We start from the raw sequence: 21,762 nt of genomic DNA on the forward strand, positions 1-21,762 counted from the left end.
CGGACACCGGATCGGAGCCCGAGGCCGACTCCGGGCCGGCCCCCGAGACCGGCTCGAAACTCGAGGGCGGGCCCACGCCGGATCGCGGACCGGACCGTGAGGCCGAGGCGGTTCCCGGGGCCGGCTCGGAGCCCGAAGGCACTGGCAAGTCGGAACCCGGGCCGGTCCGGGAGCCCGCCCCCGGTGCCGGCACGGCCCCCGAGCCCCGCTCGGAGCCCGAAGGCGACCCCGAGACCCCCGCCCCCGAAGACCCCTCAGGAGGCCCGCGGTGAACGACGTGCTCGACGTCGCCCTGCGACTCCTGGTCGTGTTCGTCGTCTTCCTCACCTTCCCCCTGATCGTGGGACAGACCGAGCACAAGGTGATGGCCCACATGCAGGGCCGCCTCGGCCCGATGTACGCCGGCGGCTTCCACGGCTGGGCCCAGCTCATCGCCGACGGAGTGAAGTTCGCGCAGAAGGAGGACGTCGTCCCGGCCGGCGCGGACCGACGCATCTTCCAGCTCGCGCCCGCCGTCGCGCTCCTGCCGTACCTCCTCGTCCTGCTCGCCATCCCGATCGGCCCCGGTGAGGGCGCGGTCGGCCAGGTGCTGGACGCCGGTGTGTTCTTCGTCCTGGCCGTCATGGGCGTCGGTGTCCTCGGCTCGCTCATGGCCGGGTGGGCCTCCGCCAACAAGTTCTCCCTCCTCGGCGGTCTTCGTACGGCCGCCCAGCTCCTCGCCTACGAACTCCCGATGCTGCTCACCGCCGCCTCGGTGGCGATGGCGGCCGGCACCGTCTCCCTCGTCGGCATCCTCGACGCCTTCGAGTGGTGGTGGCTGCCCTGGCAGATCACCGGCGCGCTCGTCTTCTTCGTCGCCGGCCTCGCCGAACTCCAGCGACCGCCCTTCGACATGCCGGTGGCCGACTCGGAGATCATCTTCGGCGCGTACACCGAGTACACCGGTCTGCGCTTCGCCCTGTTCCTCCTCGCCGAGTACGCCGGGATCGTCGTCCTGTGCGGCCTGACCACCGTCCTGTTCCTGGGCGGCTGGCACGGCCCCTGGGGTGCCGACGGGCTCGGCTGGGTCTGGACCCTGCTGAAGACCGCGGTCCTCGCCTTCGTCGTGATCTGGCTCCGCGTCACCTACCCCCGACTGCGCGAGGACCAGCTCCAGAAGCTCTCCTGGACCCTCCTCGTCCCCCTCTCCCTCGCCCAGATCGCCCTCACCGGCATCGTGAAGGTGGTGATCCGGTAACCATGGCTCCCATCCCCGGTTCCGGCCTGGCCAAGGGCCTGGCCGTCACCCTGCGGACGATGACGAAGAAGTCCGTCACCGCCCCGTACCCGGACACCCAGCCCGACCTCCCGCCCCGCACCCGCGGTGTGATCGGCCTGTTCGAGGAGAACTGCACGGTCTGCATGCTGTGCGCCCGCGAGTGCCCGGACTGGTGCATCTACATCGACTCCCACAAGGAGACGGTCCCGGCGGCGACCCCCGGCGGCCGTGAACGCAGCCGCAACGTCCTCGACCGCTTCGCCATCGACTTCTCCCTGTGCATGTACTGCGGTATCTGCATCGAGGTCTGTCCCTTCGACGCCCTGTTCTGGTCCCCGGAGTTCGAATACGCCGAGACCGACATCCGTGACCTCACCCACGAGCGCGACAAGCTCCGCGAGTGGATGTGGACCGTCCCGGCCCCGCCCGCCCTCGACCCCGGCGCCGAGGAACCGAAGGAACTCGCAGCCGCCCGCAAGGCCGCCGACAAACTCGCCGCCGCCCGGACCGCGGAGACGACGGCCCCGCCCTCGGCACCGTCGGCCGGCACCGAACCGCACGCCGACGAACAGGCCCGTGCCGTCGAGTCGCCCACACGACCGGCGGGCGAGTCGAAGCAGCAGGCGGACCAGCCACGGCAGGAGGGCCGGGAATGACCCCCGCAGCGACTCTCGGCGGCCTCGCGACCGGCACCGTGAACCTGGCGGCCGAGTCCCGCGGCTTCCTCTCCCCGACCGGTGTGGAGATCGCCTTCCTCCTCGTCGGCCTGGTCACCTTCGGGGCCGCCGTCATCACCGTCACCACCCGGCAGTTGGTGCACGCCGCCCTGTGGCTGGTGATGGCCCTCGGAGGCCTCGCCGTCGAATACCTCCTGCTCACCGCCGAGTTCATCGCCTGGGTGCAGGTCCTCATCTACGTCGGTTCCGTCGTCGTCCTCCTCCTGTTCGGGCTGATGCTCACCCGCGCCCCCATCGGCCGCTCACCGGACGCCGACTCCGGCAACCGCTGGGTCGCCCTCGCCGTGGCCGTCACCGCCGCGGCCGCCCTGGTGTGGGTGGTCGTGGACGCCTTCCGGACCACTTGGATCGACCTGGACGGCGCCCCCGCCGGCTCCACGGACGTCACCGGCGCGAGTCTCTTCCAGCACTGGGTCCTCCCCTTCGAGGCCCTCTCCGTCCTCCTCCTCGCCGCCCTCGTCGGCGCGATCGTCCTGTCCCGCAAGGCGAAGGCCGAGGCCGCGTCCGGCGCGACGGAGACCCGGCGCGACACGGAAGGGGCCCGCTGATGCACCTCGCCTACCCCGCCGTCCTGTCCGCCCTCCTCTTCTGCACCGGCCTGTACGGCGTCCTCGCCCGCCGCAACGCGATCCTCGTCCTGATGTCGGTCGAGCTGATGCTCAACGCCGTCAACCTGAACCTGGTCGCCTTCGACGTCTGGCTCAGCCGGACCGCGGAGGAGACCCTGCACTCCGGCCAGGCCCTCACCCTGTTCACCATCGCCATCGCCGCCGCCGAGATCGGCATCGGCCTGGCGATCGTCCTCGCCGTGTACCGCAACCGCGGCACCTCGGACATCGACAAGCTCCGCGACACCGCCGAGAGCCACGAGCCCGACGGCCCCGACAGCGAAGCCCCCGCACCCCGGACGGCCGGCGAGAAGGCTGAGGCCACCGCGTGACCACGACCACCCTCGCCGTCCTCGTCCCCCTCCTTCCGTTCCTCGGCGCGCTCGCCGGGCTGCTCCTGGGCCGCACGGCCCCCGGTTTCGTCCGCCCGCTCGCCGTCCTGCCGACGCTCGCCTCCCTCGCACTGGCCGCCACGGTCGCCTGGCGCCAGGGCGGAGGCCAGGCCGTCGACGCCGCGACCGAGCTCACCCCCACCGGCTCGGTCCCGATCGAACTCGCCCTGCACATCGACGGCTTCGCCGCACTGACCGCAGTCCTGGTCACCGTCGTCGCCGGCTGCGTGCAGACCTACTCGACGGGCTACCTGCGCGACGACCCGCGCTACCCCTCCTACGCCGCCCTGGTCTCCCTGTTCACCTCCGCGATGCTCCTGGTCGTCTACTCCGGCGACCTGATGGTCCTGCTGGTCGGCTGGGAAGTCATGGGCATCTGCTCCTACTTCCTCGTCGGCCACTACTGGGAGACCCCCGAGGCACGCGCCGCCTCCCTCAAGGCCTTCCTGGTCACCAAGCTCGGCGACGTCCCCTTCCTCATCGGCCTGTTCGCCGTCGCCACCGAAGCCGGGTCCTTCCGCATCACCCGCATCCTCGGCGCCGTCGCGAACGGCGGCATCGAACACCCCACGCTGATCGCCCTGCTGCTCCTGGCGGGCGTGGCCGGCAAGTCGGCGCAGTTCCCGCTGCACACCTGGCTCCCCGACGCGATGGCGGGCCCGACCCCCGTCTCCGCGCTGATCCACGCCGCGACCATGGTCGCCGCCGGCGTCTACTTCATCGCCCGTCTCCTCCCGCTCTTCGAGGCCTCGCAGGCCGCGATGGTCGTCCTCGCCGTCATGGCCGCCGTCACCATGGCCGGCTCGGCGCTCGCCGCGCTCGCCCAGGACGACATCAAACGCGTCCTCGCCTACTCGACGATCGGCCAGCTCGGCTACATGACCGGCGCCCTCGCCGTCGCCGACCGCGGCGCCGCCGTCTTCCACCTCCTGTCCCACGGCGCCTTCAAGGCGCTGCTGTTCCTCGCGGCCGGCGTGATCATCCACGCCGCCGGCACCAACTCACTGGCCGCCATGTCCCGCATGGGCCACCTGCGGGACCGGGTCCCCGACGCCTACTGGACGATGACCGTGGCGCTCCTCGCGCTCGCCGCGATCCCGCCGTTCAGCGGCTTCTTCTCCAAGGAGGCCGTCCTCGGCGCCGCCGAACACGTCGTCACCGGCCACACCGGACACGCTCCCGCGGCGGCGGGCTGGATCGTCCTCCTCGCCGGCCTCGTCACCGCCCTGCTCACCGCCACGTACGCGATGCGGCTGTGGCTGCTGGCCTTCCGCGGGTACGGAACCGAGGCGCCCGACCACGGCAGGCAGCCGTTGACGATGACCACGGTGCTGTGGGTGCTCGCCGTGCCGTCCCTCGCGCTCGGCGGGTTCGCCTTCCGCGTACTGCCCGACTGGTTCGACGGCCACGACCTGGCCCCGACGCTCACCACCTCCGTGCTCGGCACGGGCGTGGCGCTGGTCGGCGGCATCATCACCTACGCCACCTGGCGGCACACCACCGCACACGCCGCCGCCCGTGTCCCCCTCGGTGCCGTCGCCGCCCACCCCGAGGGCGACGCCGGACTGGTCGAGGCGGAGGCCATCGCCACCCACGAACCGGCCTACGGAGACATCGCGTACGTACCCGACCCGTCGGACCCCGGACGGCTGCTGCTCGGCCCGCTGCACCGCCACGCGGCCGCAGGTTTCCACCTGGACGCCGTGTACACGGCCCTCTTCGTCCGCCCGGTCCGGGCCGGCGCGAGCCTCGTCCGGTTCCTCGACCGCGAGGTCGTCGAGACCTACGTACGCGGCGCGGGCACGCTGCCCCGCTGGCTCGGCGCCGCCGTACGACGGGCCCAGACGGGCAATCTGCAGACCTATGTGAGCGCGCTGCTCGCCGGCACCGTCGTCCTCGCGGTCGCCGCCGTCCTCGTCGCCACGGGAGCGTGAGCAGGCGTGATCGATATCAACGAGTCCGTGATGCAGTTCCTTCTGGCGTTCCTCGTCGCCGGCCCGCTCCTCGGCGCCGCCGCCGCTCTCCTGCCGGCCCCGCCCGGACTGAAGGGGAAGTCACCCGACCAGGCGGTGCTCCGCCACGGCGTGACCGTCACCGGCGCGATCCTCATCGCGGCGATCGTCCTCGCGCTCGGCTTCGACCACGGCCGGCCGTCGAAGATGCAGGCCACGACCGACATCAGCTGGATCCCCGCACTGGACGTGCGCATCCACCTCGGCACCGACGGCATCTCCCTCCCCCTCCTGGTCCTGACCGCGCTGCTGACCTTCCTCTGCGCGCTCCACTCGTACTTCAAGCCGCCCACGGGCCCGTCCCCGAAGGCCTTCGTCGCCCTGCTGCTCGTCCTCGAATCCGGCACCCTCGCGACCTTCGCCGTCCTCGACCTGATCCTCTTCTTCCTCGCCTTCGAGACGGTCCTCATCCCGATGTACTTCCTCATCGCCCGCTGGGGCGGCGAGGGCCGGACCGAGGCCGCCTGGAAGTTCATCCTCTACACGCTGCTCGGCTCCGTGGTCATGCTGCTCGGCCTGCTCCTGATCGGAATCGAGGCGGGCACATTCGACATGGTGGCACTCGCCACTGACAACGGCCGGTTCCTGACCACGTCCGTGCAGGTCATCGCCGTATTGTCGATCGGGATCGGGCTCGCGGTGAAGACCCCGATGTGGCCGCTGCACAGCTGGTTGCCCGACGCCCACACCGCCGCGCCGACCGTCGGCTCGGTCCTGCTGGCCGGTGTCCTGCTGAAGATGGGCACGTACGGGTTCGTACGGATCCTGCTGCCCGCCGCGCCGGACGGCTTCCGCACCTTCGCGCCGTACCTCGCCGCGTTCGCCGTCGTCGGCATCATCTACGGATCCCTCGCCTGCCTGGCCCTCGCCAAGCGGGGTGCGAAGGGCGACCTCAAACGCCTCATCGCCTACTCCTCCGTCGGCCACATGGGCTTCGTCCTCCTCGGCGTCGCGACCATGACCCCGACCGGCGTCAACGGCGCCCTGTTCGCCAACATCGCCCACGGCCTCATCACCGGCCTGCTGTTCTTCCTGGTCGGCGCCCTCAAGGACCGCACCGGCAGCACCGACCTCGACACCCTCGCGCAGGAGACCGGCGCCGCCCTCTACGGCAAGGCCCCGCGCCTCGGCGGCCTGCTCGCCTTCGCCGCCGTCGCCTCCCTCGGCCTGCCCGGCCTCGCCGGATTCTGGGGCGAGATGCTCGCCCTCTTCGGCGCCTTCGACCCCGCCGAAGGCCTCAGTCGCCCCGCCTTCCTCACCTTCACGGCCATCGGCGCCTTCGGCACCCTGCTGACGGCCGCGTACCTGCTGGTCGTGGTCCGCAGGGTCTGCATGGGCGCCGCGCCCCAGGACGCCCCGCAACTCACCGACGTGCGCTCCTACGAGTTCGCGGCCTGGACCCCGCTCGTCGTCCTCACCGTCGTCGCCGGCCTCTGGCCGGGGGCCCTCCTCGGCCTGACCGACCCGGCCGTGCAGCAGCTCCTCGCAGGAGGCACCCGATGAGCTCCCTCGTCCAGTCCGTCGACTGGCTGGCCATCGCGCCGCCCACCATCACGGCGGTCGTCGGACTCGTCGTCCTCGTCGCCGACCTGTTCGTCGACGAGAGGCGGAAACCGCTCCTGGGCTGGCTCTCGGTGGCCGGACTCGCCGCCGCCGCACTGATGCTGCTGCCCCTCCTCGACGCCGACCGCAGCACCTTCTGCCTGGTCGGCGACGAAGGCGTGTGCAGCTACACCGCGGACCGCTTCACCCTCGTCATCCAGTTCCTGGTCCTCGGCGGTGCCCTCCTGACCGCACTCCTGTCCGTCACCGCCCTGAAGGACGAGGGCAAACGGCTTCCCGAGGGCGAGTACTGGTTCCTGTTCCTCTCCTCCGCGGCCGGCGCCGCCCTCCTGCCCGCCTCCCGCGACCTCGCGACCCTCGTCGTCGCCCTGGAGGTCGCCTCCCTGCCCGCCTTCGCCCTGGTCGGCCTCAGGCACGGCGACCGGAAGTCCTCCGAAGCGGCCCTCAAGTTCTTCCTGTCCTCCGTCACCGCCACCGCCGTCAGCCTGCTGGGCATCAGCTTCGTCTACGCCGCCACCGGGACCCTCCACCTCACCCTGGTCGCCGAACGCATCCAGGACGTCGACGGACAGCTCCACACCCTCACCCAGACCGGTGTCGTCCTCACCCTCATCGGCTTCGCCTTCAAGACCGCCGCCGTCCCCTTCCACTTCTGGGTCCCCGACACCTACGTGGGCGCCCCCCTGCCGATCGCCGCCTACCTGTCGGTCATCGGCAAAGCGGTCGGCTTCTCCGGCCTGATCCTCGTCACCGTCGTCGCCCTCCCGTCGTACGCCGACGTCTGGGGTCCGGCCCTCGCCGCGCTGGCCGCCCTCACCATGACCGTCGGCAACGTGGGCGCCCTCAGACAGCAGGCCACGCGCGCGTACAGCGCGGTACGCCTCCTCGCCTGGTCGTCCGTCGGCCAGGCCGGCTACCTCCTGGTGCCGATCGCCGCCGCCGCGTACTCCGGCGACCCCGAGAAGTCGATCGGCTCCACCGTCGCCTACGCCCTCATGTACGGAGCCGTGAACCTGGGCGCGTTCGCCGTGGCCGCCCTCGTCGGCCGCGCGCACCGCCTCAACCGCGTCGCCGACTACCGCGGCCTCTACGCCTCCAACCCCCTCACCGCGCTCCTCCTGGGCTTCTTCCTGCTCTGCCTCGCCGGACTCCCGCCGGGCATCATCGGCCTCTTCGCCAAGGTCACCGTGTTCTCCGCGGCCGTCGACGCCGGACTGGGCTGGCTCGCCGTCGTCATGGCCGTCAACGTCGTCATCGCGCTGGTCTACTACCTCCAGTGGACGGCCCTGCTGTTCCGCGCCCCCGAGGGCGAACCGGCCGAGCACCGGCTCCCCGCCCCCCTCACCGCCGCACTCGCCCTGACCGGCGTCCTCGGCATCGCCCTGTCCGGCGCACCCCAGCTGGTCCTGCGCTTCACCGGCACCGGGCTCTTCTGAGCACACCGGGCAGCGCCCCGCACGCGCGCGTACGGCCACCGCACGGCCACGCGCGCGTGCCACCCGGCACGCTCCGGACGGCCGTCACCCGGACGGTTGACACGCGCCACCGCGCGCACAAGGGAACTAGTGCCCTTCGCCTGGCGTTGACCGGTACGGGAGGGTCCACTGGACGTGACACCACGAGGCCAGTGGGCAGCGCAGGTCAGAAGGAAGATCAGCAAGCAAGGGTCCCCCTGCCGCACGACTTGGAGGGCGTACCGTGCACCGCCGGCACAACGGGCTCAGGACAGCAGTCCTCCTCGGGGGACTGTCCGCACTCATCATCGTCATCGGCAGCTTCTTCGGCCGCATGGGGCTCGTCGTCGCCGTCCTGATCGCGCTGGGCACCAACGCGTACGCGTACTGGAACAGCGACAAGCTGGCCCTGCGCGCGATGCGCGCCCGCCCGGTGAGCGAGTTCGAGGCCCCGGGGCTGTACCGCATGGTCCGCGAGCTCTCCACCCAGGCCCGCCAGCCCATGCCGCGCCTGTACATCTCCCCGACCGAGGCGCCCAACGCCTTCGCCACCGGCCGCAACCCGCGCAACGCGGCCGTGTGCTGTACCGAGGGCATCCTGCGTCTGCTCGACGAGCGGGAGCTGCGCGGCGTCATCGGCCACGAGCTCAGCCACGTCTACAACCGCGACATCCTGATCTCCTCGGTCGCCGGCGCCCTCGCCTCCGTGATCATGTTCCTGGTCAACTTCGCCTGGCTGATCCCGATCGGGCGCTCGGACGACGACGACGGCCCCGGCCTCCTCGGCATGCTGCTGATCATGATCCTCGGCCCGCTCGCCGCGTCCCTCATCCAGCTGGCCATCAGCCGCTCCCGGGAGTACGAGGCCGACGCCTCCGGCGCCCAGCTCACCGGTGATCCCCTCGCCCTCGCCGGCGCCCTGCGCAAACTGGAACACGGCACCAAACAGCTCCCCTTGCCCCCCGAGCCCCGCATCGAGACGGCCAGCCACATGATGATCGCCAACCCGTTCCGCCCGGGCCAGGGGTTCTCGAAGATGTTCTCCACCCACCCGCCGATGGCGGAACGCATCGCCCGGCTCGAGAAGATGGCAGGTCACCACCAGTGAAGACCATCCTGAATCTCATCTGGCTCGTCTTCAGCGGCTTCTGGCTGTTCCTCGGCTACATGCTGGCTGGACTGCTGCTGTGCATCACCGTCATCGGCATCCCCTTCGGCGTCGCCGCCTTCCGTATCGGTGTCTACGCCCTGTGGCCCTTCGGGTACACGACGGTCGAGCGCCGGGACGCGGGGGCCCCTTCCTTCCTCGTCAACGTGCTGTGGCTGATCCTGGCGGGCTGGTGGCTGGCGCTCGGTCACATCCTCACCGGCATCGCCCTGTGCGTGACGATCATCGGGATCCCGCTCGGCATCGCCAACTTCAAGCTGATCCCGGTCTCGCTGTTCCCGCTGGGCCGCGAAATCGTGCGGACGGGCCAGTCGTTCACACAGAGCGGGTGAGGCGACAGGCGCTCTCGTCGGTCGCGTCATGACCCGGGCGTCGTCCACAAGCCGGAGGTCGTCCACAGGTCCGAGCGGGTGTCAGTGGCGGACCGCATGATGAACGCATGACCGAGCACGAGCAGTTGCTGACACAGGTGGCGGACAAGGCCCGCAACACCCGCCCATGGGGCTGGCCTTCCCTCCCCGAGCCCATCGACGCGGCCACACTGGCACGCGCCGAGGCCAGGCTGGGCTTCGCCCTGCCCCCGCTGCTCGCCGAGCTCTACCTGCGGATAGCGGACGGCGGATTCGGCCCCGAGTACGGATTGCTGCCCCTGCTGGACAGCGCGCCCTCCGGTGAACCCGCCGTCGTGACCCAGTACCTCGCCAACCGCGAGAGCGGCCGCGAGGACCCCGACTGGCCCTGGCCCGAGGGAATGCTGCCCATATCCCACTGGGGCTGCGGCATGTACGCCTGCGTGGACTGCCGCTCGCCCCGGGCCACCGTCCTCCTCTTCGAACCCAACTCGGGCGACCCCGACCACGCCTGGTTCCTCGACGCGCCCGGCCTCGCGGACTGGCTCCGCTCCTGGGCCCAGGGCACGGGCTGGTACGAGGAGGAGAACGAGGGGGCGGAACTGGCCCCCTGGACCGGTTCCGCGGGCCGCGGGACGCCGGCGCCCTGACCGGGCTCCGCGAAGGCCGCCGCGGCGCCCCGGGAAAACATTCCGGAACCCAAGGCCCGAAAGGGCCGGATGCACCCGGGAAACCCGCCGCACCTGCGAACACGACGCACCTCGCACCCGGAACCCGCCACGGCCGCCGGCCACTCGCCACGGCCACTGGCTGTCCGTCACCCGTCACGGTTACCGGCCACCGCCCGGCCCCCGACCCCGTCGCACGCCGTAAGCCGTCACCCCCGCCACCAGCACCCCCGCCCCCACGACCACCGAAACCCACGGCAGAGAGAACGCCAGCACCAGGCACCCGGCGAGCCCCACCGCCGGCACCACCCGCGTCGCCGGCCGTGGATCGAGTGTCCAGGCCGACGCGTTGGCCACCGCGTAGTACGTCAGCACACCGAAGGAGGAGAACCCGATCGCGCCCCGCACATCCACCGTGGCGGCCAGGACGGCGACCACCGCGCCCACGGCCAGCTCCGCCCGGTGCGGCACCTGGAACCGCGGATGCACGGCGGCGAGGGCACCCGGCAGATGCCGGTCCCGGGCCATGGCCAGCGTCGTCCGTGAGACCCCCAGGATCAGGGCGAGCAGCGAGCCCAGCGCGGCCACCGCCGCTCCCACCCGCACCACCGGCACCAGCCCGGGAACACCGGCGGCCCGCACCGCGTCGGCGAGCGGCGCGGTGGCGTCGCCCAGCCCCTTCGACCCCAGTACCGAGAGGACGGCCACAGCGACAGCCGCGTACACGGCCAGCGCGATGCCCAGGGCAAGCGGGATCGCCCGGGGGATGGTGCGCGCCGGGTCCCGGACCTCCTCACCGAGGGTCGCGATACGGGCGTACCCGGCGAAGGCGAAGAACAGCAGACCGGCCGCCTGCAGCACCCCGCCGGCACCGCCGGAGACCCCGATGTCCAGCCGCCCGGCTTCGGCTTCCCCCGAGGTCAGGCACACCACCACCACGGAAGCGAGGACAGCCAGGACCACACCCACGATCACCCGCGTCAGCCACGCGGACTTCTGGACACCGCCGTAGTTCACCGCGGTCAGCGTCACCACGGCGGCCACCGCCACGGCGTGCGCCTGCCCCGGCCAGACGTACGCGCCCACGGTGAGGGCCATCGCCGCGCAGGAGGCCGTCTTCCCGACCACGAAGGCCCAACCCGCGAGATAGCCCCAGAAGTCCCCGAGCCGCTCGCGCCCGTACACGTACGTGCCGCCCGAGGCCGGGTAGAGGGCGGCGAGGCGCGCCGACGACGTGGCGTTGCAGTAGGCGACCACGGCGGCGACCGCCAGCCCGAGGAGCAGCCCGGAACCGGCCGCGTGCGCGGCGGGTGCCAGGGCGGCGAAGATCCCGGCTCCCACCATCGAGCCGAGACCGATGACCACGGCGTCGCCGACGCCGAGCGTGCGCCGCAGCGTGGGACCGGACGTGTCAGTCATGAGGCAGCACCCTACTGATCAGGTGCAACCGGCATGTGCACGCGCGGCGTCCTTCAAAGTGCGAGAACAGCGGGAAAGGGGCAGGTTCACGGCATGACGATCATCAGTTGGATCATCCTGGGACTGCTGGCCGGAGCCATAGCGAAGTTCCTGCTGCCCGGCCGTGACCCGGGCGGCCTCATCGGCACGACGCTGATCGGCGTGGCCGGCGCCTTCATCGGCGGCTGGATGTCGGCGCGTTGGCTCGATCACCCGATCACCAAGGACTTCTACGACGGCACCACCTGGGCCGCCGCGATCGGCGGCTCGCTGGTCCTCCTGATCGCCTACCGCATCCTGTTCGGCCACTCACGCGACTGACCGGGTACTCACGCGACTGACCGCGCACCGCGCGCGGCGGTCCCGGAGGCGCGGCCGGCAGGCGAGAAGGGCGGTCACCGCGCGGGTGCCCACCCTTCCTCGTGCCCGTGCGGCGCGCGAACGCCGCCGGTCCCGGCCCGGCCGGACCTACCGGTAGTTCACGTACCGCCCGCCTGATCGCCTGACCTGCACGTGAACCCCGAAAGGGGGGTTGACGTGCGAAAACTACTGACAGTGCTTGCCACTGTTGCACAGTGTTATTCGGGGCCTTGTGCCCTCGCTGTGCCCTCTAGCCCTCGCGGCCCTCCGCGCTCCCGCCGGTCTCCACCCCGGAGACACGGCGGCCCCGAACCGGTGATCTCACCCACCGGCCGGGGCCTTGATCCGCAACTCACCCAGCGATCAAGGGAGCACGGACCCGTGCAGAACGTACCCGACCCTGCCCGCGAACTCCTCGCGGCCGTCCTCGAAGCACTCGACATCCCCCACCCGGCGACCGCCGGCGGTGCCGAGGCCCACGACCGCATCCTCAACGACCGCGTCACCCACGTCGTGGTCGCCCTCCGCTCCGTCCTGGACGACGAGCCCCTGATGGACGTCCAGTGGACGACCGCCTACCTGCGCGAGCAGCTGGCCAAGCACCCCGCTACCGGCTACGTCACCGCCAACCAGGCACAGGCCGCGCTCGCCGCCGGCAAGAGCTGGTCCGAGGCCGTCACCCTCCCCACCGGGGAGGGCCAGTGAAGACGAACCCCACCCGAGCCCTTGCCATCGCGGCCGGCCTGGTCATCGTCGCCCTGACCGCTGCTGCGTTCTGGCTGTCCTACGCGCACCTCGCCGAGGTCGCCCTGGCCCACGGCATGGAGGGCAAGGAAGTCCGCGCCTGGGCGTGGCCGGCGACGCTGGACCTGTTCATCGTCGCGGGCGAGCTGCTGATGCTGCGGGCCGCGCTCGCCGGCCGTGTCGACCGGTGGGCGATCGGCCTGACGGTGGTCGGCTCCGGTAGTTCGATCGCGCTGAACGTGGCCGGGGTCGGCTCGCACGCCGAGCCGCTCGACTACGTGGTGGCCGCGGTCCCGCCCACGGCCGCGTTGCTGGCGTTCGGTGCGCTGATGCGGCAGATCCACCAGGCCCTCGCCGACCGGCCTGACGTCGCCGAGGTGGCCGATGAGGTGACCGTGGAGCGCGTCGACGACGACCAGCCCCCGGCCGCCATCGATGCCGCGCGTCCGCTGCCCGAGGTGGTTCCGGCCGGCGTCCGGCTGCTGCCGATCGTCGCCCGCCAGAAGCCCGCCGAGGCGACCACCGATGGGCCGCTGCTGCGGACCTACACGGACCGCATCATCGACCGGTACATGCCCGCCGCGAAGCCCGAGAAGGTGGTCATCCCGTCGCTGGAGGACGGCGTCTGGTTCGACGGCGTCAAGGGCACCGACCTGAACCTCAAGGCGACCACTTCGGTACCCGCCGAGACGGCCCGGAAGGTGGTCACCGAGGTGATCGCCTTGACCCCGGCTGAGCTGCGCCGGAAGGCCCGCAAGCTGAACCGGCAACTGGTAGCCGAGACGAACCGGCCGGTGACCATCGACCGGCTGCGTGAGGAGTTCGGCCTGTCCCGCCGTGAGGCTGCCGAGCTGCGCCGCGAAGTGGTCATCACGGCGCTGTTCACGGGGGAGGGCGGCCGGTCATGAAGTGGCTTCTCCTCGGTGCCCTGCTCGGGGTCCTGCTGACCATCCCCGCCGTGTCCGCCGCCCTCGCGTCGGTGGTCACCGCGCTGGCCTCCCAGCCGCTGCTGCTGGTGTTCGTCCTCGGTGCCGCCGTCCGCCCGTACCTGCCGGTCGTGGGGAGGTGGCAGCGGTGAGCGACGCCCTGGAGAAGGCCGAGGCCGCCGCCCGCGAGGCTGCGGTGGATACGGCCGCCGTACAGATCGCGCTCGCTGCGGTCGAGCTGGCCAAGGCCGCGCAGGCTCAGGCGCAGGCTGCCCCGCCGCAGCACCAGTGCGAGCACCAGCACAAGGCCCGCCGCCCGGCCGGCGAGTGGATCGGTATCGCGTGTGCGGTGTGCGTGGGGGGCGTAGGCGTCGCCTTCGCGTCCCTCGCTCTGGCGATCCTCGGCGGCACCGCCGCGATCGTCGTGCTCGTCCTGCGCGGCATGTGGATCGACTACCGCAAGGGTCGCTGACCTGCCCTTCCGTCCTCCGCGACGTGTCCGGATCCGGACACGTGCGGGGGTGCGGTGGGGCCGGACAGCCCGGTCCACCACCCGAGAGGAGCCCGTCATGGGCCTGTTCAGCCGCAAGGCCGCCGAAGCCATCGACAACACCGCCGCCGCCCTCCACAAGGTCGCCGGAGACAAGGGCGACCAGGTCGCCACCACCGTCCTCGGCCCCATCCGCCAGCGCCTCGACCACGACTGCACCCGCTGCGAGAAGGGCAACTGCAACCGCCGCTGACCAGCTGCCCGATCCGCCCGTCTCGCACGGGCGGTGAGGGGAGCCGGGACAGCCCCGGCCCACCACTCGGAAGGAAACCCCCATGACCCGTCAGGAACTCCTCGCCCAGGCGGAAGACGCCGCCCAGCGCGCTGCCAACCTCGCCGGGGAGGCCGAACGGTACGCCCACCACCCGGACTACCCGCACCGCGTCCAGCCGTTCGCCGCGGCCGGCGCCGCGTGGGCCGACACCGCCCGCGCCCTTGCCGCGATCGCCCAGGCCCTGCCCGAGACGGAGGCGTGACCATGCCCGACGGCCTCAACCTCAGCGACCTCACCGCCGGCGAGAAGCTCCGCATGGCCGGACTCATCGCCCGCATGGCCAAGCGCGGCCTGGCCGACGACGGCACCGGAAACGTCGACCTGTCCGACCTGAAGCGCCGGTTTGAGCGCATCGAGAACCAGGCCCGCCGCCGCAAGAACGGCGGCAAGTAGCTACGCCCCGGGGCGGCCGTCCGCCTGCCAGCAAACCGGCCGCCCCGGGCCTCCCGTCCCTCCGCAGAGAGAAGGAACCACCAGGATGACCGAGACTGCGCCCGAGCGGGTCAACGGGCACACCAACCCGTCCGTATCCCTCCTGAAGTTCGCCCCCGCGCAGCCGCCCGCCCCGGCCGTTGAGAAGACGGACCGGCCGCGGCGCCGGGTCCGTATCGACCACCTGCGGCGCATCGTCGTCCAGGTCCGCGCCGGCGACGGATACAGGACCGTCGTCCGCCACGGCGCCTACACCATCGGTGGTGCCCGCATCCTCGCCCGCCGTGCCTGGGATTCCCGCACCACCGCCCGGCACGAGCGCATGATGCGCGCGGCGGAGGCCGCCGGGAACGAGGAGCTCGTGCGGCAGTGGGAGCAGCGCGCCTACGCCTACCGCTTCGCCCGCCACCGTCGCCGCGTGGAACTGCTCCAGATGGTGATGAACGCACCCAAGGTCATCGCTACCGGTGTGGGGGCCGGCGTCGGGGTGCTGCTGCTCCTGGGCGTCATGCTCGCGTGGGCGAACCACGACGTGGCCGACGTCCTCACCCCGCTCGCCGCCACGATCGAGCTGGTGGGGTGGGTGGCGTTCCTCGCTGGCGTGGTGTGGGAGCCGCTGCTGTACGCGCTGCCCTGGCTCGCCCTCGCCGCCGCGTGGGCCGTCGGCCGCCACCAGCACGCCGCCCCCTCTTGGGCACTGCCCGCGGATGCCGAGGACCGCGACGTCGTGCCCGACGAAAGTGCGATCCTGCGCGCGCTGGGGAACCTGGGCATCGCGCCGCTGAACAAGGCCATCAAGGACGGATGGCAACCCCGATGGGTGTCGCCCACGACCCGGTCAGGGAACGGCTGGCACACCCAGGTGCAGCTCCCCATGGGCGTGACCGTGGAGATGATCGCCGGGCGGAAGAACGTCCTCGCCCACAACTTGCTGCGCAAGCCGGTGGAGGTGTGGCCGACGGAGCCGCCGAAGCTGCCCGGCACCCTCGATCTGTGGGTGGCCGACCAGGGGTCTCTGTCCGGGCCGGTACCGCCCTGGCCTCTCCTGTCGGAGGGCACGGCCGACTACTTCAAGGGCGTGCCCGTGGCCGTCTCCCAGCGCGGCGAACCCATCATGGGCAAGCTCATGGCCGCGAACTGGATGGTCGGCGGCATCATGGGCTCCGGAAAGTCGTCCCTGGTCATCGCCCTGCTGCTCGGCGCAATCCTGGATCCGCTGGTGGAGGTCGAGGCGTACGTCATGGCGTACAACGTCGACTACGACCCGCTGCGCCCGCGCCTGCGCACCCTGGTGAAGGGCGACGAGGACGAGCAGATCGAGGCCGCGGTGAAGGCGCTGCGCCGGTTGCGGGACGACGTGACCGAGCGTGGCAAGCTCCTCGAGGAGTTGGGCGGCGAGACGGTGAAGCTCACCCGTGAGCTGGCCACCCGGGACCCGCGGATGCGGCCAAAGGTGGTGGTCTTCGACGAGTGCCACGAGCTGTTCATGCACAAGGAGTACGGCAAGGAGGCCGCCGAGCTGGCGGTGAAGGTGATGAAGAAGGCCCGCAAGGTTGGCATCACCCTCATCTGGGTCACGGTCTCCCCGACGGCGGACAGCATCCCGCGCGACGTCACCCGCAACACGTCCCATCGGGTGGCGTTCGCGGTCGGCGACCACGTGGCCAACGACGGACTCCTCGGCTCGGGCAAGCACAAGGCCGGCATCACCGCGACGACCCTGATTCCGGGCGAGGACATCGGCACCGCGGTGACCGTGGGCTTCACTGGCAAGCCGTTCGAGGTGATCCGCTCCCACTACGTGGCCCGGGACCCGGAGAAGGGCGTGGACGAGGTGACACCGGTCGTGGAGCGCGCCCTGGGCCTGCGCGACGGGATGGAGTCCAGCGCCGAACTGGAGGTGCCGGCGGCCGACCCGCTCACCGACGTCGCCGCGGTCCTCGGGGACGAGTCGCGGATGCTGGTTCAGGAGGTACTGCACCGGCTCGCCGAGCGGAACCCGCAGGAGTACCGGGAGTGGTCGCCGACCGATCTGAAGAAGGCGCTGGAGCCGCACGGAGCCGAGCAGTACAAGTCCGCCGGCCGCATGGTGGTCTCCCGTGACCGCGTCCAGGAGGCGATCCTGGCCCGGCTGGAGGACGCCGACGAGGACGAGGGAGCCGCCTGATCTCGGGGAGTTCTCCCCGTTCGCCTCCCCGTACCGCCTCCCCCGGCGTGAGCTGCGGCAACGGCGGTTGGGGGAGGCTGGGGAGGCATCCGGCGCGGAGGCCATGAGAGCCCGTTTCCGGGCCGTTTGGCTCCCCCGGACCGTATCCCTCCCCGAACACGACGATGGCCCCCGAGGACTCGCCTCGGGGGCCATCTGCTGCCCGGCCCGGCCGCTCCGCCACGGGGGAAGCTTCAGCGGCCGGACCGGTGTCTACCGTGGCACGGGCACTCGCACCGCACCGTCAGAAGGGGCACCTCCCACTTCGGCGCCCCGGGCCGCCGGATCTTCTGCGGGCCGGTGCACATCGCGTGTTCGCCAAGGGTGCACTCGGGAGTCTTCTCCGGACCGCTCACCGGTCGGCGAACGGGACCAGGCCGTACGCCTCACGGCAGGGACTACAGGCGTAGTGCGCGCCGCCCGGGCCGGACCCCTGCTCGATGACGTCGATCAGGCGCACGTCGGCGGCGAACCGCTGATGCCATGAGCAGTAGCCGTAGCCCGTGGGGGTGCCCGCGGCGGTCTCGGTCTGCGTACTCTCGTTCACGTCGACTCCTCACCAGTCGTCCACGCCCCCGAGCCCGGCCAGGCTGCGGGGGCTTTCCGCTGGTCGGACCGTACCGCTATAGGTCACTACAGGGCACCCCATACGGCCACATGGTGCCACCTACGGGTGCCCATCGCGGGGTGCCGCCCTACGTTCCGGAGCATGAGCGAGGACCCGTTCGTCTACGTCTACGTGCGCGTGGCCAATGAAGTGGAAGCCGAGATCCGCGCCGGCCGACTCCCGCACGGGGCGCGGCTGCCGAACGAGCGGGAGATGGGCGCGCAGTACGGCGTAGCGCCCGGGACGGCACGGCGGGCGGTGCAGGAACTGCGGGAGCGGGGCCTGGTGGTGACGCTGCCCAATAAGGGATCGTTCGTCGTCGCGCCCAAGGAGGCGTAGGAGCGGGCCGAGACGATCCAGTCGCTCCGGTCGGCAGGCATGAGCGTCCGGGCCATCGCCTCCGCGACGGGGCTGAGCCGCGGAACCGTCGGCAACGAGGTGTCCAATCTTGGACACGTGGCTACGGAGGTCACCGGGACCGACGGGAAGACCTACGCGCCGAGCCGTCCCGCTCCGCAGACGGACGGCAGCCTCCTCGCAGGCGATGACTGAGTGCAGTCCGAAGGGCCCACACCCGAGGACGGGTAGACACGACGATGCCCGGCCCCTGTGGTGGAGGAGCCGGGCGCGGGTGTGTCGGGGCAGGGTCAGAAGGCGTCGCCGTCCGGGCCGATGATCGGGCCCTGTGAGATCTGCGCCTCCTGCCGTGCCATCTGCGCGGCGACCGCGACACTGAGCCCGGTCTCCGCCGGGCGCTGGCCGCTGAGCACGGTCTCCGCATGGTCCAGGAGCGGGGCGAGGCCGGCCATGGCCGCGCGTGCCTCGTACTTGGCCGTCAGGTCCACCGGGCCGCCCTCGGACGCCAGGCGGGCCGTGTGCTGCTCGATGCGCGCACGGACCTGGTCCACGGTCTTGCCGTCCCCGCCGTGCGCCCGCACCCACGTGGGGAGTTCGTCGCGCAGGGCGAACAGGGTCTCCAGGTCGGTCGTCTCCTGGATCATCTGGCCTACGGCGACGCCGGACTCCAGCAGCGACCGGGACCGCGCCCACGCGGCCTGACGTCCGAGCATGCCCTCCACCCCGGGCGTCGGCTCGGGCCATGCGGCCTCCACGATGCGGGTCACCTCGTCCTCGGCGGCCCGGACGCGCCCGCGCAGGACGCGCAGCCTGATCATCGCCTGTTCGGACAGGGCGGTCGTGCGCTCGCGCAGGCGGTTGGCGCGGCCCTCCTCGGACAGGTCACGGTCGTTGGCCACCTGGTCGCGGAGTTCGGCGAGCGCGGCCTGGTGCTCGGTGGTGAGGGCGCGCAGCTCGGCGGCGGCCCTGTTCAGGGTCTCCAGTGACGTGGTGAGGGTCTGGCCCAGCGTCGGGCCGAACAACTGGCTGAGGGACGTCACGATGCCTCCAAGGTGCGGGCGAGGGTTTCCAGGGCTTCGGTCAGGTGGACGGCGCAGGCCCGGACCGTGGGCTGTCGGGAGTCGAGAGCGGCGGTCAGCGGCCACACGGCGGTCACGTCGAACTGCTGCTGGTCGCCTGCCTGGTGCGGGCCTGAGCACTTGTTGACGCTGCTGGAGGCTGCGGGGGCCACGAGCCGTAGCGCGGCGTCCAGGCAGGCGGTGCAGACGTTCCCGTGGGGCAGGGGCAGGACCAGGCGGCGAAGGCCGCGGTCGGCGCCGCAGACGCAGCAGCGGGCGCGCGGTACGCCGGGCCAGACGCGGCGGCTGATCACGCTGTCCTGCATGCGGTGCCTCCCGTGGTGCGGTAGTGGTCAAGGCTGGCCCGGTCGACGAGCCAGAGGCGGCTGTTCACGCGCCGGCCCCGGAGGCGTCCGGACTCCAGGAGCGTCCGTATCCACCGGGGCCGGCACCCCATGTGGAGCGCGGCCTCTGCGACCGTGATCTCCACGGTGGCGTGGTCGACGGTGCAGCTTCCGACGTCGGCACGATCACGGGCGTGCGCCTGCTGCGCGGCCTCGTACAGCTGGTGCAGGAGGCGGCGGGCGCCGGGACCGATCACCCCGCCGTCCGTCCGGGCCTGTTCGGTGGCTCCCACCACGAGCGTGCGGAGCACCTCGCTGGCCAGTTCCGGCGGGATGACGACCGAGCCATCCGGCCGCAGCAGACGAGCGGCACCCGGGTCAGGCTGCGTCGTCATCGTCAGGGGCCGTTCCGGGGCGGCGGGCCGCCCGTTGGTCGAGTCGGGCGAGGATGCTCACCGCCCGGGGGTCACCGCGGCGGGCGGCCGGCCGCAGCTTGGCCCTGAGCTTGTCCTCCTCCTTCTTCAACGCGGCCTGATGGCGGGCGCTGGTGCTCTCTGCGGCCTCGGCGTCCTCGGCGAGCCTGCCGAGCGTCTCGGCGGCCTCCCGCACGATCCGCTCGACCTCGGGCATCAGCTTCGGGTCGTGGCGGCCGGCCTCGCGGTAGAGGCGGGTGACGGCGCGGCGGAAGCGCATGTTCGCGGTGTCCAGCTGGTCACGGCCGGGGTAGTTCGGCCTGCGGGTCGGGGTGTCGGGCACGAGGGATCTCCTTGTACATGTGCGCGGGCGATGCGCGCGAGGGGCTGCGGAACCGGATTCCTGGCGGGTCAGGGGGTGTCTGGGGGCTGTGCTGTGTCTCGTCTGGCGGCCTGGTTCCGCAGCTTCTGTGCGTGGCGTGCGGCGAGTCCTCGGCGGCGTGCGGCGGTGAGGTCGTCGCGGCGCTTCTTGGCGGCCTGGATGCGGATGCGGGCGGCGGCGATGCGGGCCTGTACCGCCTGCTCAACAGCGGACGTGGATTCCATGAAGGACCCCTTCGATGTGGCGCCTGGGATAAGCGGGGCGCACGTTCCCCCCTCTGTAGAGGGGGTGGGGAACGTGCACCTAGGGCGCGTGCGGGTGCGTACACCTTTGCGTGCGGCTGTGACCTGCGGATTTCCTCGAACCGTGCGGCACCGTGCGGGGCGCGTGCGGGTGTACGGCGCGTGGAGGCCGTACACCCCTGCGTGCACCCGTATGCCGCTCATGACGGGGCAGCCTGAGCGAGGTAGTAGCGCGTGGGGTTGCCGGGCGAGTCCGGTTCGACTCGCGTGAGCTGGCCCGAGCTGACGAGCTTGTCCAGGCGCCGACGAGCCTTCATCTTCAGTGCGGGCGTGACCTTCTTGGTCTCGAAGATGGCTTCAGCGGCGGCAACTGCGGTGACGCCGTGGACGCCTCCGAGCCGAGCCAGCTCCAGCAGGTCAGCGGAATGACGTACGCGCGTGGTGCCGGCCGGATGGTCGTGGACGAGCTGGAAGGGCCCCACCTCGTCCATGGGCTGTTTGAGGTGGCGGAAGGAGACAACCGGGTCTCCCGCTTCGCCCCACAGCAGGACCACGGAGCCCGCGCCCGAGGTGATCCAGACGGAGCCGTAGATGTCGGCCATCGTGTTCGGGGCGGCGCCGTTGGCGCCGCGCTTGACGAGATGGTGCAGCTCCAGCACCTGGATGCCGGCCGCGAGGGCCTTCTGTCGGGCCCGGTTGTACCCGGCACCCACGATGTCGTCGGAGAGGCCGACCGCGGCGTCCTTCAGAGAGTCCAGGACCACGGTGTCGGCCCCGGCCCGCTCGCACATCGCGGCGAGGATGTCCGTGCGTTGGGCGAGGTCGAACGGCGGCGGTCCCTCCCACACCACCAGGTGCTCGTTCAGGTAGGCGGGATCGTCGCCCGCGAAGATGCGGTGGCCTGCGCGGCGGGTCTGTGAGGGGCGGTCCATGGCGAGCAGCAGCACCCGGCGGCCGGGCACGACGGGGAAGCCGAGGACGTCGCCCTGAAGCCCGAGGCGGGCGCGGATGAGCTGGTGCGCGACCGTGGTCTTACCCACGCCCTGCGGGGCGGCGATGAGTAGCGCTTCGCCTTCTGCCCACAGGACGTCACCGCCGCTTCCCCAGACGGCCGGCGGGGTCTCCGGAACGTCCTGGAAGAACGCCCCGCCTGTCTTGAAGGAGGGCAGGGCTTCGGCAGCTGGTGCGGCGGGCGCCGC

The 21,762-nt window shown here is 71.7% G+C and carries 29 protein-coding genes; 21 read left to right on the top strand and 8 right to left on the bottom strand.

Annotation, left to right across the window (positions count from 1 at the left end; all coding sequences use genetic code 11):
• Positions 1–268: 268 nt before the first annotated feature.
• The 10 genes from B7767_RS20410 to B7767_RS20455 all read left to right on the top strand — a co-directional run bounded on the left by B7767_RS20410 (position 269) and on the right by B7767_RS20455 (position 10,192).
• Positions 269–1,237: a complex I subunit 1 family protein gene (locus B7767_RS20410; protein ID WP_085573457.1), complete on the top strand. Its 969-nt coding sequence runs from the start codon at positions 269–271 to the stop codon at positions 1,235–1,237.
• Between the two features lie 2 nt (positions 1,238–1,239).
• Positions 1,240–1,914 (top strand): NADH-quinone oxidoreductase subunit I, encoded by a 675-nt coding sequence (locus tag B7767_RS20415; protein ID WP_085573458.1) that lies wholly within the window; start codon positions 1,240–1,242, stop codon positions 1,912–1,914.
• The gene (locus B7767_RS20420; protein WP_085573459.1) at positions 1,911–2,543 is read left to right on the top strand and encodes an NADH-quinone oxidoreductase subunit J; all 633 of its coding nucleotides are present in this window, start codon (positions 1,911–1,913) and stop codon (positions 2,541–2,543) included. The genes B7767_RS20415 and B7767_RS20420 overlap by 4 nt, the downstream gene beginning before the upstream one ends.
• Positions 2,543–2,935 (top strand): NADH-quinone oxidoreductase subunit NuoK, encoded by a 393-nt coding sequence (gene nuoK / locus B7767_RS20425; RefSeq protein WP_085573460.1) that lies wholly within the window; start codon positions 2,543–2,545, stop codon positions 2,933–2,935. Before B7767_RS20420 ends, nuoK begins: the two co-directional genes overlap by 1 nt.
• Positions 2,932–4,929, top strand: coding sequence for an NADH-quinone oxidoreductase subunit L (locus B7767_RS20430; RefSeq protein ID WP_085573461.1), 1,998 nt, complete (start codon positions 2,932–2,934; stop codon positions 4,927–4,929). The genes nuoK and B7767_RS20430 overlap by 4 nt, the downstream gene beginning before the upstream one ends.
• A 6-nt stretch (positions 4,930–4,935) precedes the next feature.
• Positions 4,936–6,510 (top strand): NuoM family protein, encoded by a 1,575-nt coding sequence (locus B7767_RS20435; protein ID WP_085573462.1) that lies wholly within the window; start codon positions 4,936–4,938, stop codon positions 6,508–6,510.
• Positions 6,507–8,006, top strand: coding sequence for an NADH-quinone oxidoreductase subunit N (locus B7767_RS20440; RefSeq protein ID WP_085573463.1), 1,500 nt, complete (start codon positions 6,507–6,509; stop codon positions 8,004–8,006). The genes B7767_RS20435 and B7767_RS20440 overlap by 4 nt, the downstream gene beginning before the upstream one ends.
• A gap of 262 nt (positions 8,007–8,268) precedes the next feature.
• Positions 8,269–9,132 (top strand): zinc metalloprotease HtpX, encoded by an 864-nt coding sequence (htpX, locus tag B7767_RS20445; RefSeq protein ID WP_085573464.1) that lies wholly within the window; start codon positions 8,269–8,271, stop codon positions 9,130–9,132.
• Positions 9,129–9,524 (top strand): YccF domain-containing protein, encoded by a 396-nt coding sequence (locus B7767_RS20450; protein ID WP_085573465.1) that lies wholly within the window; start codon positions 9,129–9,131, stop codon positions 9,522–9,524. Before htpX ends, B7767_RS20450 begins: the two co-directional genes overlap by 4 nt.
• Before the next feature lie 107 nt (positions 9,525–9,631).
• Positions 9,632–10,192 (top strand): SMI1/KNR4 family protein, encoded by a 561-nt coding sequence (locus B7767_RS20455; RefSeq protein WP_085573466.1) that lies wholly within the window; start codon positions 9,632–9,634, stop codon positions 10,190–10,192.
• A 180-nt stretch (positions 10,193–10,372) separates the two neighbouring features.
• Here the strand turns inward: B7767_RS20455 and B7767_RS20460 are convergent, their stop codons facing one another.
• Complete coding sequence (locus B7767_RS20460) at positions 10,373–11,629, bottom strand: APC family permease (protein ID WP_085573467.1); 1,257 nt, start codon at positions 11,627–11,629, stop codon at positions 10,373–10,375.
• Between the two features lie 93 nt (positions 11,630–11,722).
• On the opposite strand from B7767_RS20460, the gene B7767_RS20465 reads away from it, so the two are divergent.
• The 9 genes from B7767_RS20465 to B7767_RS20495 all read left to right on the top strand — a co-directional run bounded on the left by B7767_RS20465 (position 11,723) and on the right by B7767_RS20495 (position 17,121).
• The gene (locus B7767_RS20465; RefSeq protein WP_085573468.1) at positions 11,723–11,989 is read left to right on the top strand and encodes a GlsB/YeaQ/YmgE family stress response membrane protein; all 267 of its coding nucleotides are present in this window, start codon (positions 11,723–11,725) and stop codon (positions 11,987–11,989) included.
• Between the two features lie 420 nt (positions 11,990–12,409).
• Positions 12,410–12,733 (top strand): hypothetical protein, encoded by a 324-nt coding sequence (locus tag B7767_RS20470; RefSeq protein WP_085573469.1) that lies wholly within the window; start codon positions 12,410–12,412, stop codon positions 12,731–12,733.
• Entirely contained in the window at positions 12,730–13,680 is a 951-nt protein-coding gene (locus B7767_RS20475; RefSeq protein WP_085573470.1) for a DUF2637 domain-containing protein, read from the top strand. The genes B7767_RS20470 and B7767_RS20475 overlap by 4 nt, the downstream gene beginning before the upstream one ends.
• A complete protein-coding gene (locus B7767_RS46470; protein ID WP_179167217.1) occupies positions 13,677–13,850 on the top strand; it encodes a hypothetical protein in 174 nt (57 codons plus the stop codon). Before B7767_RS20475 ends, B7767_RS46470 begins: the two co-directional genes overlap by 4 nt.
• Complete coding sequence (locus tag B7767_RS20480) at positions 13,847–14,170, top strand: hypothetical protein (RefSeq protein ID WP_085573471.1); 324 nt, start codon at positions 13,847–13,849, stop codon at positions 14,168–14,170. The genes B7767_RS46470 and B7767_RS20480 overlap by 4 nt, the downstream gene beginning before the upstream one ends.
• A 97-nt stretch (positions 14,171–14,267) precedes the next feature.
• Entirely contained in the window at positions 14,268–14,441 is a 174-nt protein-coding gene (locus B7767_RS46475; RefSeq protein ID WP_179167218.1) for a hypothetical protein, read from the top strand.
• 82 nt (positions 14,442–14,523) lie between these two features.
• Positions 14,524–14,724 carry a hypothetical protein gene (locus B7767_RS20485; RefSeq protein WP_085573472.1) on the top strand — a complete coding sequence of 67 codons (201 nt, stop codon included), beginning with the start codon at positions 14,524–14,526 and terminating at the stop codon, positions 14,722–14,724.
• Positions 14,725–14,726: 2 nt separating this feature from the next.
• A complete protein-coding gene (locus B7767_RS20490) occupies positions 14,727–14,915 on the top strand; it encodes a DUF6257 family protein (protein WP_085573473.1) in 189 nt (62 codons plus the stop codon).
• An 85-nt stretch (positions 14,916–15,000) separates the two neighbouring features.
• Complete coding sequence (locus B7767_RS20495; RefSeq protein ID WP_085573474.1) at positions 15,001–17,121, top strand: FtsK/SpoIIIE domain-containing protein; 2,121 nt, start codon at positions 15,001–15,003, stop codon at positions 17,119–17,121.
• 391 nt (positions 17,122–17,512) lie between these two features.
• Here B7767_RS20495 and B7767_RS20500 read toward each other — a convergent pair whose 3' ends face one another.
• Positions 17,513–17,707: a hypothetical protein gene (locus B7767_RS20500; RefSeq protein WP_085573475.1), complete on the bottom strand. Its 195-nt coding sequence runs from the start codon at positions 17,705–17,707 to the stop codon at positions 17,513–17,515.
• Between the two features lie 162 nt (positions 17,708–17,869).
• Here B7767_RS20500 and B7767_RS20505 point away from each other — a divergent pair, with 162 nt between their 5' ends.
• Together B7767_RS20505 and B7767_RS49365 are read left to right on the top strand one after the other, a co-directional pair.
• Positions 17,870–18,106 (top strand): GntR family transcriptional regulator, encoded by a 237-nt coding sequence (locus B7767_RS20505; protein WP_085573476.1) that lies wholly within the window; start codon positions 17,870–17,872, stop codon positions 18,104–18,106.
• Positions 18,107–18,121: 15 nt separating this feature from the next.
• A complete protein-coding gene (locus B7767_RS49365) occupies positions 18,122–18,319 on the top strand; it encodes a hypothetical protein (protein WP_373408227.1) in 198 nt (65 codons plus the stop codon).
• Positions 18,320–18,414: 95 nt separating this feature from the next.
• On the opposite strand, the gene B7767_RS20510 is transcribed toward B7767_RS49365, so the two are convergent.
• The 6 genes from B7767_RS20510 to B7767_RS20535 form a co-directional block, all read right to left on the bottom strand.
• Positions 18,415–19,164 carry a hypothetical protein gene (locus B7767_RS20510; RefSeq protein ID WP_085573477.1) on the bottom strand — a complete coding sequence of 250 codons (750 nt, stop codon included), beginning with the start codon at positions 19,162–19,164 and terminating at the stop codon, positions 18,415–18,417.
• Positions 19,161–19,508, bottom strand: coding sequence for a hypothetical protein (locus B7767_RS20515; RefSeq protein ID WP_085573478.1), 348 nt, complete (start codon positions 19,506–19,508; stop codon positions 19,161–19,163). The genes B7767_RS20510 and B7767_RS20515 overlap by 4 nt, the downstream gene beginning before the upstream one ends.
• Entirely contained in the window at positions 19,493–19,921 is a 429-nt protein-coding gene (locus B7767_RS20520; protein WP_085573479.1) for a helix-turn-helix domain-containing protein, read from the bottom strand. Before B7767_RS20520 ends, B7767_RS20515 begins: the two co-directional genes overlap by 16 nt.
• Positions 19,905–20,282 (bottom strand): hypothetical protein, encoded by a 378-nt coding sequence (locus B7767_RS20525; RefSeq protein ID WP_085573480.1) that lies wholly within the window; start codon positions 20,280–20,282, stop codon positions 19,905–19,907. The genes B7767_RS20520 and B7767_RS20525 overlap by 17 nt, the downstream gene beginning before the upstream one ends.
• Positions 20,283–20,350: 68 nt before the next feature.
• Entirely contained in the window at positions 20,351–20,545 is a 195-nt protein-coding gene (locus B7767_RS20530; protein ID WP_085573481.1) for a hypothetical protein, read from the bottom strand.
• Positions 20,546–20,763: 218 nt separating this feature from the next.
• Positions 20,764–21,762: AAA family ATPase (locus B7767_RS20535; protein ID WP_085573482.1), on the bottom strand; the 999-nt coding region annotated here is incomplete at its 5' end.

The organism is Streptomyces sp. 13-12-16, from assembly GCF_002114215.1.
Classification (GTDB): domain Bacteria; phylum Actinomycetota; class Actinomycetes; order Streptomycetales; family Streptomycetaceae; genus Streptomyces.

What these genes read in the sequence shown, in the direction of transcription:
- B7767_RS20465 (WP_085573468.1), top strand. Translation starts at nt 11,723, where the DNA reads ATGACGATCATCAGTTGGATCATCCTGGGACTGCTGGCCGGAGCCATA.
- B7767_RS20490 (WP_085573473.1), top strand. Translation starts at nt 14,727, where the DNA reads ATGCCCGACGGCCTCAACCTCAGCGACCTCACCGCCGGCGAGAAGCTC.
- B7767_RS20485 (WP_085573472.1), top strand. Translation starts at nt 14,524, where the DNA reads ATGACCCGTCAGGAACTCCTCGCCCAGGCGGAAGACGCCGCCCAGCGC.
- B7767_RS20520 (WP_085573479.1), bottom strand. Translation starts at nt 19,921, where the DNA reads ATGACGACGCAGCCTGACCCGGGTGCCGCTCGTCTGCTGCGGCCGGAT.
- B7767_RS46475 (WP_179167218.1), top strand. Translation starts at nt 14,268, where the DNA reads ATGGGCCTGTTCAGCCGCAAGGCCGCCGAAGCCATCGACAACACCGCC.
- B7767_RS20505 (WP_085573476.1), top strand. Translation starts at nt 17,870, where the DNA reads ATGAGCGAGGACCCGTTCGTCTACGTCTACGTGCGCGTGGCCAATGAA.
- B7767_RS20495 (WP_085573474.1), top strand. Translation starts at nt 15,001, where the DNA reads ATGACCGAGACTGCGCCCGAGCGGGTCAACGGGCACACCAACCCGTCC.
- B7767_RS20515 (WP_085573478.1), bottom strand. Translation starts at nt 19,508, where the DNA reads ATGCAGGACAGCGTGATCAGCCGCCGCGTCTGGCCCGGCGTACCGCGC.
- B7767_RS20460 (WP_085573467.1), bottom strand. Translation starts at nt 11,629, where the DNA reads ATGACTGACACGTCCGGTCCCACGCTGCGGCGCACGCTCGGCGTCGGC.
- B7767_RS20530 (WP_085573481.1), bottom strand. Translation starts at nt 20,545, where the DNA reads ATGGAATCCACGTCCGCTGTTGAGCAGGCGGTACAGGCCCGCATCGCC.
- B7767_RS20455 (WP_085573466.1), top strand. Translation starts at nt 9,632, where the DNA reads ATGACCGAGCACGAGCAGTTGCTGACACAGGTGGCGGACAAGGCCCGC.
- B7767_RS20415 (WP_085573458.1), top strand. Translation starts at nt 1,240, where the DNA reads ATGGCTCCCATCCCCGGTTCCGGCCTGGCCAAGGGCCTGGCCGTCACC.
- B7767_RS46470 (WP_179167217.1), top strand. Translation starts at nt 13,677, where the DNA reads ATGAAGTGGCTTCTCCTCGGTGCCCTGCTCGGGGTCCTGCTGACCATC.
- B7767_RS20440 (WP_085573463.1), top strand. Translation starts at nt 6,507, where the DNA reads ATGAGCTCCCTCGTCCAGTCCGTCGACTGGCTGGCCATCGCGCCGCCC.
- B7767_RS20420 (WP_085573459.1), top strand. Translation starts at nt 1,911, where the DNA reads ATGACCCCCGCAGCGACTCTCGGCGGCCTCGCGACCGGCACCGTGAAC.
- nuoK (WP_085573460.1), top strand. Translation starts at nt 2,543, where the DNA reads ATGCACCTCGCCTACCCCGCCGTCCTGTCCGCCCTCCTCTTCTGCACC.